The sequence below is a fragment of the Roseateles oligotrophus genome (assembly GCF_014204525.1).
GTDB classification, from domain to species: Bacteria; Pseudomonadota; Gammaproteobacteria; order Burkholderiales; family Burkholderiaceae_C; genus Paucibacter_A; species Paucibacter_A oligotrophus_A.
Map to the genome: position 1 here is coordinate 123,472 of NZ_JACHLP010000007.1, position 12,558 is coordinate 136,029.

6 protein-coding genes are annotated in these 12,558 nt (G+C 67.3%); 4 read left to right on the plus strand and 2 right to left on the minus strand.

Annotated features, from left to right (window positions below; all coding sequences use genetic code 11):
* Window positions 1–225: 225 nt before the first annotated feature.
* The 4 genes from aroC (at window position 226) to HNP55_RS17465 (ending at window position 7,110) form a co-directional block, all read left to right on the plus strand.
* Window positions 226–1,332, plus strand: a complete 1,107-nt coding sequence (gene aroC, locus HNP55_RS17450; RefSeq protein WP_184302237.1) for a chorismate synthase — start codon at window positions 226–228, stop codon at window positions 1,330–1,332.
* Entirely contained in the window at window positions 1,329–2,525 is a 1,197-nt protein-coding gene (locus HNP55_RS17455) for an MFS transporter (protein WP_246448494.1), read from the plus strand. The genes aroC and HNP55_RS17455 overlap by 4 nt, the downstream gene beginning before the upstream one ends.
* Before the next feature lie 147 nt (window positions 2,526–2,672).
* Window positions 2,673–3,881 carry an efflux RND transporter periplasmic adaptor subunit gene (locus HNP55_RS17460; protein WP_246448495.1) on the plus strand — a complete coding sequence of 403 codons (1,209 nt, stop codon included), beginning with the start codon at window positions 2,673–2,675 and terminating at the stop codon, window positions 3,879–3,881.
* A gap of 10 nt (window positions 3,882–3,891) precedes the next feature.
* The gene (locus tag HNP55_RS17465; protein ID WP_184302243.1) at window positions 3,892–7,110 is read left to right on the plus strand and encodes an efflux RND transporter permease subunit; all 3,219 of its coding nucleotides are present in this window, start codon (window positions 3,892–3,894) and stop codon (window positions 7,108–7,110) included.
* A gap of 729 nt (window positions 7,111–7,839) precedes the next feature.
* Here the strand turns inward: HNP55_RS17465 and HNP55_RS17470 are convergent.
* Both HNP55_RS17470 and HNP55_RS17475 read right to left on the minus strand, forming a co-directional pair.
* Window positions 7,840–10,146, minus strand: a complete 2,307-nt coding sequence (locus HNP55_RS17470; RefSeq protein WP_184302246.1) for a response regulator — start codon at window positions 10,144–10,146, stop codon at window positions 7,840–7,842.
* 8 nt (window positions 10,147–10,154) lie between these two features.
* Window positions 10,155–12,515 (minus strand): GAF domain-containing hybrid sensor histidine kinase/response regulator, encoded by a 2,361-nt coding sequence (locus HNP55_RS17475; protein ID WP_184302249.1) that lies wholly within the window; start codon window positions 12,513–12,515, stop codon window positions 10,155–10,157.
* Window positions 12,516–12,558: the final 43 nt, after the last annotated feature.

The window sequence follows — 12,558 nt, forward strand, 5'->3', positions numbered from 1 at the left end:
GGGCCTTGTGGGCAAGCCCTTGTTCTGAGCTGTAGGCCAGTCTAGAGATGCGTCACTAGCTGTGCAATTTGGAAGCTAGGGGGGCGCTTGTTTTTCCGGGCATGCCGTGTTGACATCAAAGCCTGTTAGCCCCGGGACTGCTCCGGTCGGGCCGCGAGCAGGGTGGCCGCGCCGATAGAATCAAGCCCGGGCCTCGGCCCCTTCTTCAGATCAACCGGATTCCCCATGTCAGGCAGCACCTTCGGCGACTTGTTCCGCGTTACCAATTTCGGCGAGAGCCACGGCCCCGCCATCGGCTGCGTGATCGACGGCTGCCCGCCCGGCCTGGCCCTCAGCGAGGCCGACATCCAGCCCGAGCTGGACCGCCGCCGCCCCGGCACCTCCCGCCATGTGACCCAGCGCAACGAGCCCGACACGGTGGAAATCCTCTCCGGCGTCTACCAGGGCCTGACTACCGGCACGCCCATCTGCCTGTTGATCAAGAACACCGATCAGCGCAGCAAGGACTACGGCAATATCCTCGACACCTTCCGCCCCGGCCATGCCGACTACAGCTACTGGCGCAAATACGGCTTGCGCGACCCGCGCGGCGGCGGCCGCAGCTCGGCCCGACTGACCGCTCCCATGGTGGGCGCCGGTGCGGTGGCGCGCAAATGGCTGAAGGAAAAGTTCGGCACCGAATTCCGCGGCTGCATGACCCAGCTGGGCGAGCTGGCGATTCCCTTCGAGGGCTGGCAGCATGTGGGCCAGAACCCCTTCTTCGCCGCCAACAGCAGCAAGATTGCCGAGCTGGAGGCCTATATGGACGAGCTGCGCCGTGCAGGTGACTCGGTAGGCGCGCGCATCCGGGTCGAGGCCACCGGCGTGCCGGTCGGCCTGGGCGAGCCCTTGTTCGACAAGCTGGATGCCGACATCGCCTACGCCCTGATGGGCATCAACGCCGTCAAGGGCGTGGAGATCGGTTCGGGCTTTGACGTCGTGGCCCAGCGCGGCAGCCAGCATGGCGATGAACTGACGCCGCTGGGCTTTGCCAGCAATAACGCCGGCGGCGTGCTGGGCGGCATCTCCACCGGCCAGGACATCGTGGCCTCCATCGCCATCAAGCCGACCAGCTCCATCCGCACGCCCAAGGCCTCGATCAACCGGGCCGGCGAGCCGGCCGTGGTCGAGACCTTTGGCCGCCACGACCCCTGCGTGGGCATACGCGCCACGCCCATTGCCGAGGCCATGCTGGCCCTGGTGCTGATGGACCATGCCCTGCGCCACCGCGCCCAATGCGGCGATGTGGCCTTGGACCAGCCAGCCATCGCGGGCGCCGCGCCCCAGGCTTGAGCGCCGCCCCGGGCGTCGCCGCCCCGGACAAGACCCTGGGCGCCTGCGCCGTCCTGTCCTGCGCCTACTTCGCCGCCATCGGCGGCTTCAACCCCTTTGCGCCGCTTTGGTACAAGGAGCTGGGCCTGCCGGTGGTGGCCATCGGCCTGCTGGTCTCGCTGCAGAGCTGGACGCGCTTGTTCGCGCCCTATGCCTGGGGCGCCTTGGCCGATCGAAGCGGCAAGCGGGTGAGCATCATCCGCTATGCCGCCCTGGCCAGTTTCGTCGCGGCCCTGGGCTTTTTGCTGCCGCTGCATTTCGCCAGCCTGGCGGCGGCCATCTTGCTGATGTTCTGCTTTAACGCGGCCATCGTGCCGCTGACCGAAACCGTGGTGGCGGCCCAGCTCAGCACCGCCAGCGGTGGCATGGACGCCAAGCGTTATGGGCGGGTGCGGGTCTGGGGTTCGGTGGGTTTTCTGGCCTCGGTGGTGCTGATGGGCTGGTGGTTCCAGCATTTCGGCATGCGGGCTTTTGCCTTGACGACCTTGCTGCTCTTGGGCGGCGTGGTCTGGGCGGCCTGGCGCCTGCCTTTGCAGCCGCCCGCCGTCCATCCGCACAGCGAGCAGCCCAGCCCCGCCATACGCGCGGTGCTGCGGGAGGCGCGCGTGCGCTGGTTTTTTGCCGGCATTTTTCTGACCGTGCTGGCGCATTCTGCGCTGTACGCCTTCTACAGCCTCTATCTCGATTCCCTGGGCTATGGCAAGCAGACGGTGGGCTTGCTGTGGGCCGTCTCGGTGATGGCGGAGATCCTCTGGTTTGCCTTCCAGGGTCGCATGCTGGAGCGCGGCAGCCTGCATCACTGGCTTTTGGCCGCGGCCCTGCTATCGGCCCTGCGCTTCGGGCTGACGGCGGCGTTTGGCGCCAGCTTGACGATTCTGCTGCTGGCGCAGCTCAGCCACGCGCTGACCTTCGCGGCCCAGCATACGGCCTGCATCGCCCTGGTCAGCCGCTACTTCCCGGGCCGCTTGCGCGGCCGTGGCCAGGCCTTGTATTCGGTGCTGGGCTATGGCTTTTCGGGCGTGCTGGGCGGCATTGGCGGCGCCTGGCTGGTCTCGCACCGGGGTTATCCGGCGGTGTTCTGGGCGGCCGCCGTGGCGGCCCTGGGCGGGGCGTTTTGCGCCTGGCGCAGCTTGCATCTGGACCGCAAGGCTTGAGGCCGCGGGCGCGGCCGCCCGCCACCAATCGTGGGCCCGTGCATCCCAGCCCGGGCTTTCCGCAGTTCGTCGCAGCGGCACTGGCAATGCCAAATGCCGTCCCTACACTGCGCCCAATTTCAGACCACAGGAATTGGGAGACAAGCGATGGCTGCAATCCGACTGACGAATTCCCGGCGCAAGCTTTGGATCATGGGCGCCGTGGCGGCCGCGGTGCTGGCCGCCGGCGCCGGCGTGACGGTGCTGGCCAGCAAGGGTGATGAGGGCAAGAAGCCCGAGGAAAAAAAGGCCGAAACCGTGCTGGAGTTTGTGCCTACCGAGGTGGTGGCGCCCAAGCGGGTCAGCATGCCGGGCCTGATCGAGTTCTCCGGCCCCCTGGTGGCGCCGGGCACGGTGATCGTGCGGGCCAAGAGCGCGGGCAGCTTGTTGAACCTGTCGGTGGCCGAGGGCAGCCGGGTCAAGGCCGGCCAGGTGCTGGGCCAGATCGATCTGGAAGAGCTGCGTTACCGCATCGCCGAACGCAGCGCGGCGCTGGAGTCCGCCCGCGCCCAGCTGGATCAGACCGAGCGCCACTACAAGGCCAGCCAGGGCCTGGCGGCGCAGAACTTCATCGCCGCCACGGCGCTGGACAGCTCGCGCGCAGCGATGGAAGCGGCGCGCGCCCAGATGCTGGCCGCCCGGGCCCAGCTGGACACCAGCCAGGTCAGCCTGCGGCAGGCCGCGCTGATCGCCCCGATCAGCGGCATCGTCGCCAAACGCCATGCCCTGCCCGGCGAGAAGCTGGCGCCGGAGCAGCAAATCCTCAGCATCGTGGACCTGAGCCGGCTGGAGCTGGCCGGTCTGGTGGGCACGCACGAGGTCGGCCGCCTCAAGCCCGGCATGGTTGTGCAGGTGCGGGTGGAGGGCGTGGAAGCCCCGGTCGAGGCCCGCATCGCCCGCATCGCCCCGGCCGCCGAGCCCGGCACCCGTTCCATCGGTGTGACCCTGGAACTGAGCAACCGCGAAGAAAGCCTGCGCGCCGGCCAGTACGCCCTGGCCCGGGTGCAACTGCCCGACGAAACCCAGCGCCTGAGCCTGCCCGAGACGGCGCTCAGCAGCAGCGGCGGCCAGGAGCAGGTCTGGATGATTGAGAACGGGGCTCTGGTGCGCCGCATCGTCACCACCGGTCGCCGCGACGTGCGCGAAGGGCGGGTGGAGATTCTGCAAGGCCTGAACGAGCAGGCCCAGGTGCTGGGCGCGCGTTTCGACAATCTGCGTGACGGCGCCAAGGCCACGGTCGTGCAGGCCAAGAGCAAGCCGGCCAAGCTGGCCAGCGCGGCCGACCAGGCCGGCGCCTCCAAGCACAAGAGCAACTGAGGCCAGCACCATGTGGATGACCAAAGTCTCGATTCAAAACCCGGTCTTCGCCACCATGGTGATGGTGGCCTTGTGCGTGCTGGGCCTGTTCTCCTACGCCAAGCTGGGCGTGGAGAATATGCCCGACATCTCCATCCCCGTCGCCTCGGTGGACGTGCGCTACCCCGGCGCCTCGCCCGAGGCGGTGGAGCGCGAGGTGGCCAAGCCGCTGGAAGAAGCGCTGAACACCGTGGCCGGCGTGGAGAAAGTCTCCTCGCGCAGCTTCGAAGGCCGGGTCCAGGCCCAGGTTGAATTCAGCCTGAACGCCGATATGAACCGCGCCATGCAGGATGTGCGCGACCGCGTCGCCGCCGTGCAAGCCGTCTTCCCCAAGGATGTGAAGGCGCCCGCCATCGCCCGCGCCGAGATGGACAATGCCCAGCCCGTGGTGGTGATGGCCTTGATGAGCAAGACGCGGCCGGCGCGCGAGCTGTCCATGATCAGCGAACTCATCGTCGCCAAGCGCCTGGCCCGGGTCGAGGGTGTGGCCCGGGTCGATGTGGGCGGCATGGTGTCGCGCGAGGTGCGCATCGATCTGGACCCGCTGCGCCTGCGCGCCTATGGCGTGACGCCGGCCGAGATCGCCAGCGCCCTGCGCGAGGCCAATGCCGACCAGCCGGTGGGTCTGTTGTCCGACCGTTATGCCGACGCCGTGCTGCGCGTCGAGGGCCGGGTGCGCGACCCCAAGCAGTTCACCAGCGTCGTGGTGGCGCGGCGCGGCAGCCTGGTGCTGACCCTGGGCGATCTGGGGACGCTGGTCGAGCGCGAGCGCGAACCCGACAGCATCGCCCGCATCAACGGCGCCCAGGCCGTCACCTTCAATGTCTTCAAGCAGCAGGACGCCAATGTGGTGAAGAGCGGCGAGGCCGTCAAGGAGGCCATGGCCGAGCTGAAGAAGACCTTGCCGGGCGATGTGGAGCTGAACCTGATCTATGCCAGCAGCGACTTCGTCAAGAGCTCGCTGGACGGCCTGACCCACACCTTGATCGAAGGCGCTTTGCTGACCGTGGCCATCGTCTTCCTGTTCCTGCACAGCTGGCGTTCCACCATCATCACCGGCCTCACGCTGCCCATCTCGGTGATCTCCAGCTTCATCGCCGTCCACGCCTTCGGCTTCACGCTCAACTTCATGACCATGATGGCGCTGAGCCTGTGCATAGGCCTGCTGATCGACGATGCCATCGTCGTGCGCGAGAACATCGTGCGCCATGTGGGCATGGGCAAGAGCCACGCCCAAGCGGCATTTGACGGCACCAACGAGATCGGCCTGGCCGTGATGGCCACCACCTTCGCCATCTGCGCCGTGTTCGTGCCGGTGGCCTTTATGGGCGGCATCATCGGCAAATTCTTCTACCCCTTCGGCATCACGGTGGCGGTGGCGGTGCTGGTGAGCCTGTTCGTCAGCTTCACGCTGGACCCCATGCTGTCCTCGATCTGGAAAGACCCTCCAAGCGAGCATTTGAAACGCGTGCCGGTGATTGGCCACCTGATCCGCGCCACCGACCGCGCCATGGATGCACTGCATCGAGCTTATGAGCGCCTGATCCGCTGGGCCTTCTCGGGCCGGCGCTACCGCGTCTTCGTGCCGCCGCTGCCGGCCTTTGGCCGCCCCTTTGACGCCCAGGGTCGGCGCGACAAGACGCAGCAGCGCCGCCTGCGCTGGGCCACCATCACGCCGCGCGGCCTGGTGATGGCCGCCGGTGGCCTGAGCTTTGTGCTCGCCCTCGGCCTGGTTCCTTTTGTGGGCAGCGAGTTCGCCCCCGAGACCGATCAAAGCTTCACCCAGGTCAATCTGCGCCTGCCGGTGGCCTCCAGCCTGCAGCGCTCCAATGCCAAGGTGGCGCAGGTGGAGGAGCTGCTGGCCAAATACCCCGAGATCAAGACCCTGTCCACCGTGGTGGGCAGCACCGGCGAGGGCATGGCCACCGGGCGCAACCAGGCGGCCTTGAGCATTTCGCTGGTCGATAGAAAGCAGCGCAAGCGCACGCAAAAACAGATCGAGGATGCCATCCGCGCCGACATTGCCAAGATCCCGGGGATTGAAGTCAGCGTGGGCAATAACCGGCCGATCTGGATCACCATCCTGGGCTCGGACCCCGAGGTGCTGACCCGCGTGACCCAGGAGTTCGCCGCCAAGCTGAAGAAGATCAAGGGCACGGTCGATGTGGACACCACGGTCAAGCCCGGCCTGCCGGCCTATGCGGTGCGGCTGAAGGAGTCCGCCATTCGCGAGCTGGGCCTGACGCCGCCCCAGATAGCCGCTTCGCTAAGAGCTTATGTCAACGGTGAGGTCGCCACCTACTGGACCACGCCGGACGGCAATCAGGTGGAGGTGCTGCTGCGCCTGCCGCGCGAGCAGCGCGAACGCATCGAGCAGATGAACAAGCTGCCCGTGGCCTTCGCCAAGGACGGCTCGCCCATCGCCCTCGATCAGGTGGCCACGGTGGAGTCCGTCTTCAACCCCGAGGTGATACGGCGCCAGAATCTGCAACGCCGCGAGGCCGTGTTCGCCGGGGTGGAGGGGCGGGCCTCGGGCGATGTCAATGCCGAGGTGCAAAAACTGATTAAGGCCACCGAGCTGCCTCCAGGCATCAGCTTCAATGTGGACGGTGCCGGCAAGCAGCAGGCCGATGCCTTCAAGGGCTTGCTGGCGGCCATGGGCCTGGCGGTGATCTTCATCTACATCGTGCTGGCCAGCCAGTTCGGCAGCTTTGTCCAGCCCATCGCCATCATGGCCTCGCTGCCGCTGGCCTTGATCGGTGTGATGCTGGCCTTGCTGCTGTGGGGTTCGACGCTGAACGTCTTCTCCATGATTGGCCTGGTGATGCTGATGGGCCTGGTGACCAAGAACGCCATCCTGCTGGTGGACTTTGCCAACCATGCCCGCAAGGCCGGGGCGACGGTGGCCGAGGCCTTGCTGCAGGCCGGGCTGACGCGCATGCGGCCCATCATCATGACGACGGCGGCCATGGTCTTCGGCATGCTGCCGATGGCGATTGCGCTGAACGACGGTGGCGAGATCCAGGCCCCCATGGGCCGGGCCATCATCGGCGGGGTCATCACCTCGACCCTGCTGACCCTGGTGGTGGTGCCGGTGCTGTACTCGTATCTGGTGCGGGAGCGCAAGCCGCAGGTCAGCCCGGCTAAGCCGCTGGGGGGTGATTTCGATGCGGCTTTGCCGGCCAAGTGAGGTGTTTGCTGGTACTTGCTTGGGTAGAGGGGATGCGGCGCGTAGCGCCGTAGCCCGCTTGATGTTTTCGATGGCCCAGCCGGGAGTTCGGCCCGGCGGCCGACCTACTTTTTTGCTTCGCCAAAAAAGTAGGCAAAAAAGGCGACCCGAATGCCTGGCCCCTGCGGGGTCCGCTGCGGCACTTGGCTTTGGCGGGCCGCGCCCAACTCACTGCGCTACGCTCCGTTCAGACAAGGGGCGCGAGTCAGTTGTTGATGGCGCTGCGCGCCGCCCGCCAAAGCCAAGCGCCGCAGCCCAGGCAACACGGGACATGCGAAAACCACACGGCTCGCTGCGCGTCGCCTCGGCCAAATACCAACAACCGCTGCCTGCGCTTGCGCAGCAGCTCTTCAAGCCGATGCGTAGCGAGGCGTGTCGGTATTCAAGTCCCGTCGAGCCTGGGTGAGGAGCGCAAGCTTCGCTGGGCGTCGCGAAGCGACTTTGTTGACTGACTCGCGCCCCTTGTCTGAACGGAGCGTAGCGGAGAGAGTTGGGCGCGGCCCAGCGAAGCTGAGCACCGCAACGCACCCCGAAGGGGCCAGGCGTCGGGTCGCCTTCTTTTGCTTACTTTTCTTGGCGAAGCAAGAAAAGTGAGTCGCCCGCCGGGGCGAACTCCCGGCTGGGCCGTCGAACAAGACAAAAGAGTGACGGCGCTACGCGCCGCGTCGAGCGTCGAGCATCACAAGAGGCTCAAGCCGCCCCCTGCTCCAGCAAGGCCAAGGCCCGCCCCAGCTCATAGCTCTCCAGCGCCTGCCGAAAAGCGGCGAAGTCCTGGCCCAGCAGACGCTGGAAGCGCTCGCCCTGGCCCTGTAGCAGCTCGCCCGCAAAGGCATCGTCCTGGCGCAGCAAGGCCAGCATGCGGGCTCGCAAGGCTTCGTCGTCGCCAGGCTCCGCAGCGGCTTGCGGCGGCGGGTCTTGGTGCTGGAAATAGTCTTGCAGCGCCCGCAGCAACTGGGCCTGCAACTGCTCGGCACGCTGCAGCGGGGCCTCGAAGCCGGCCAGCGGGCTGGCGGCCGCGGCCAGACTCTCCAGCGTCTGCGCCGCATCCTGCAAGGCCAGCGCACCGACGCTGCCGGCCACCGCCTTGAAGCTGTGCGCCAGGCGCTCGGCCTTGGCAAGATCGCCCTGGGCCAGGGCGACGCGCAACTCGGCAAAGACTCCAGCCTGGCCGCTCAGCAGGCGGCGCAGCAAATCCTCCAGCAGCGCGACCTTGCCCAGGGTGTGGCCCAGGCCCTTGGCCAGGTCCAGGCCGCAGTCCCGGGCCAAGGCCTGCAGCCGGGGCGGCGGCGGGGCCAGGGCCGGCTGGGGCGGTGGGGGCGCAGGCCCGGTGACGCTGCGCGGCGGCAGGTGGCGCAGCAGCGTCAACCACAGCTCCTGCGGTTGGATGGGCTTGGCGACAAAGTCCACCATGCCGGCGTCCAGGCAGCGGGCGCGGTCGGCCGGCATGGCATTGGCCGTCATGGCGACCACGGGCAACTCGGCCCAGGCCGGGTCCTGGCGCAGCTGGCGGGTGGCGCTGATGCCGTCCATCACCGGCATTTGCATATCCATCAAGACCAGCTCGTAAGGCCGGCCCTCGCTCAGGCTGGCGGCCAGGCGATCCAGGGCTTGCTGGCCATGTTCGGCCAGGTCCACGGCCAGGCCGGCGTCGCGCAGCAGCTCCAGCGCGATCTGCTGGTTGAACTCGTTATCTTCCACCAGCAGCACGCGGGCGCCGCGGCGCTCGGCCAGGCGCTCCAAGGTCTTGCTGTCACTGGACGCCAGCGGGCCCGGCTGGCCTTGCCCGGCGGCCTCGTCGCGGCCGAAGCGGGCCGTGAACCAGAAGCAGGAGCCCCGGCCCAGCTCGCTTTCGACCCCGACCTCCCCCCCCATCAAGGTGACCAAGGCCTTGCAGATGGCCAGGCCCAGGCCGGTGCCGCCGAACTTGCGGGTAATGGAGGCGTCGGCCTGGCTGAAGCTCTGGAACAGGCGCTCTTGCTGCTCGGGGCTCAGGCCTATGCCTGTGTCCTCCACCTCGAAGCGCAGCAAGACCTCTTGCTCGTCTTCCTGCAGGGCGCGCACCCGCAGGCTGACGCCGCCTTGCTCGGTGAACTTGACCGCATTGCTGGCGTAGTTGATCAGCACCTGGCCCAGGCGCAAGGGGTCGCCCAGCAACAGCACGGGCAGCTCGGGCGGCAGCTCGAACACCAGCTTGAGCCGCTTGGCCTCGGCTCGCTCCTTGATGACCGACAGCACATGGTTGGTGACGGCATGGAGGTTGAAGCCGACCCGCTCCACATCCAGCCGGCCGGCCTCGATCTTGGAGAAGTCCAGGATGTCGTTCAGCAGGCCCAGCAGATGCTGGCTGGCCTGGGAGATCTTCTGCACATAGTCGCGCTGCTGCGGGTCCAGCTCGGTGCGCAGGGCCAGATAGGCCATGCCGATGATGGCGTTCATGGGTGTGCGGATCTCGTGGCTCATATTGGCGAGGAACTCGCTTTTGAGCTGGCTGGCGTTCTGGGCCGCGATTTCGGCGCGGCGCCGCTCCAGATTCTCTAACTGCAAGGCTTGGCGGAAGCGGGCGATCCTGAGCTGGGTGAGGATGCGGGCCAGCAGCACCTCGGCCTGGAAGGGCTTGCTGACGAAGTCGGCTCCGCCGCAGGAAAAGCCCTTCAGCACATCGCTGCCATCGCTCAGGGCGCTGAGGAAGATGACCGGAATCTCGGCGCAAGCCACCTCGCGTTTGAGCCGCAAGCAGGTCTCAAAGCCGTCGATGCCGGGCATTTGGATGTCCAGCAGGATCAGCTGGGGCGGGCGGGCCAGGGCGGATTTGAGCGCCATCTCGCCGCTGGTGGCCAGGCGCACGCGCACGCCTTGCTCCTGCAGCACCGAGCGCAGCAGCTTGAGGTTGTTGGGGTTGTCGTCCACCACCAGGATGTCTGCACCGTCCAGCAATTGCTCGGGCTCGGCCGGCAAGGCCGGGCCCGGCGAAGCGGGAAGGGGCGCGGTTGCAGACACGCTGGCACTCAGGCGGGAGAGGGGGCTTGCAGCTGGGCTTGTGTTTCGGCAAAGACCGCCAGCCGGTCCAGCTGCAAATCATCGAGCAGGGCTTGCAGGCGCAGGCCCAGGTCCGCGTGGCTGGCCGGCAGTGCTTGGATCTGTGCCTGGATCAGCTGGGTGTCGCCGCTCAGGACCGCGGCCTGGAAGGGCGGCAACCAATCCTCGGGCAAGGCCGGCAGCGCCGCCTGGCCGGACGCCAGATCGGGTTGCTGGCTCGGTGACCGCGCCAGGGCCTCGCCGTCGGCCTCGTCGTAGATGAATTCCAGGCCCAGCAAGTCCTGCATCAGGCCGAAGATCTGCGGCTCGCGCAGGGGTTTGAACAGCACTTCGTCGCAGCCGCTGGCCAGGATGCGGCTGCGGTCCTCCAGCAAGGCGCTGGCGGTGACGCAGACGATGCGCACCTGCTGGCCGCCGGGCAAGGTGCGGATACGCCGGGCTGCTTCGTCGCCATTCATCACCGGCATGACCAGATCGATCCAGATGAAGTCGGGCTTGTAGCGCTCGAACATCTGCACCGCTTCCTCGCCATTGACCGCGCTGCACACCTCGAAGCCGACGGCCGCCATCATGCGCTCCAGCAGCAGGCGGTTGAGCAGGATGTCATCCACCACCAGCACCTTGACCGGGCGCTGGCCTGGCGCCAGGCCGCTGACCCGGCGCAGCGGATCGGCGGCCAGGCCGCTGGCGGCCACGCTGAGCCTGACGCTGAAGGCAAAGCTGCTGCCCACCCCCAGCTGGGAGCGCACCGAGATGCTGCCGCCCATCAGCTCCACAAAGCGCTTGCTCAGCACCAGGCCCAGGCCGGTACCTTCTTGCGAGCTGCGGCCCGCATGGCCTTGCTGGAAGGGGGTGAAGAGGCCGGCCAGCTCCTCGGCGCCCATGCCGGGGCCGGTGTCGCTGATCTCGCAGTGCAGCTCGCCCTGGCCGGCCTCGGCCAGAGGGGCGTAGCGCACCCGCAGGCGTACCTCGCCGTGCTGGGTGAACTTGACCGCATTGCTGAGCAGATTGAGCAGCACCTGGCGCAGCTTGAGCTCGTCGGTGCGCACAAAACGGGGCAGCTCGGGCGCGAACTCGCGCACCAGGCGCAGGTCTTTCTTCTCCGCCCGCACCGCGATCATGGCGGCCACCGTGTCCAGGAAGCTGGGCAGGTCGATATCGTGTTCCAGCAGTTCGACCCGGCCGGACTCCACCTTGGCCATGTCCAGCACCTCGTTGATCAGGGCCAGCAGGTGGTTGCCGCTCTGGTTGATGATGCCGACGTAATGGGCATTGTCGGCGGACAGCGCGGGGTCGTGCCGCATGATCTCGGCAAAGCCGATGATGGCGTTCAGCGGCGTGCGCAGCTCATGGCTCATGCTGGCGAGGAAGCTGCTCTTGGCCCGCTCGGCCGCCTCGGCCGCGTTCTTGGCCTCCAGCAAGGCCTCGCTGGCGCGGCGTTCTTCGGTGACGTCCCAGTTGGTGCCCAGCAGCCGGTAGGGCTGGCCTTGTTCGTTCTTGTAGACCTGGGCCAGGCTGCGCAGATAACGTACCTCGCCATGGGCCAGCAAGACGCGGAACTCGCTCTCGAAGGCGGTCTTGCCGCTGACCGAGGCCTGCCAGGAGGCCTGTACCCGCTCGCGATCCTCGGGGTGGATCAAGGCCAGCCAGGCCTGCGGCGTGGTTTCGAAGCTGCCGCTCTGGCAACCGTAGAGGGCATGCATCTGTTCATCCCAATCAAAACGGCCGAGGGCCAGGTCCAGGCCCCAGACCCCTACCCGGCCCGCCCGCACCGCCAGTTGCAGGCGCTCGCGGGCCTGCGCCACCTGCTGGCCTAACTGGTCGATCTGGCGGGCCGCCAGGCGGACCTCCATCTGGTCCATCACCATCTGGGCCAGGCATTGGAGGTCGTCCATTTCCTCGGGCGTGACCTCGCGCGGCTGCTGGTCCAGGCAGCACAACATGCCCAGGTTGTAGTTGTCATGCGTGCGCAGGGGCACGCCGGCATAGAAGCGCAAGCCCATGGCCCCGGCCACCAGGGGGTTGGTCATGGAGCGCGGATCGGCCATGGCGTTGGTCAGCACATAGGGCAGATCGCCCAGGATGCCGGAGGCGCACAGGCCGGGTTCACGGTCGATCTGGCTGGCGTCCACACCGTGGTGGGACTTGAACCAGATGCGGTCCGAATCCACCAGGCTGACGATGGCGATGGGCACCTTGAACAGCCGCGCCGCCAGCTTGGTGACGTTGTCAAAAGCACCGTCGGGCGGGGTGTCAAGAATGTCGTAGCGCCGCAGGGCCGCCAGGCGCTGTTCTTCATTGCCAGGGACGATAGCCGGATCGACGGGCATGCTGAACTCCTCAAGGCCGGTACATCTGGATCATAGGCAGGAT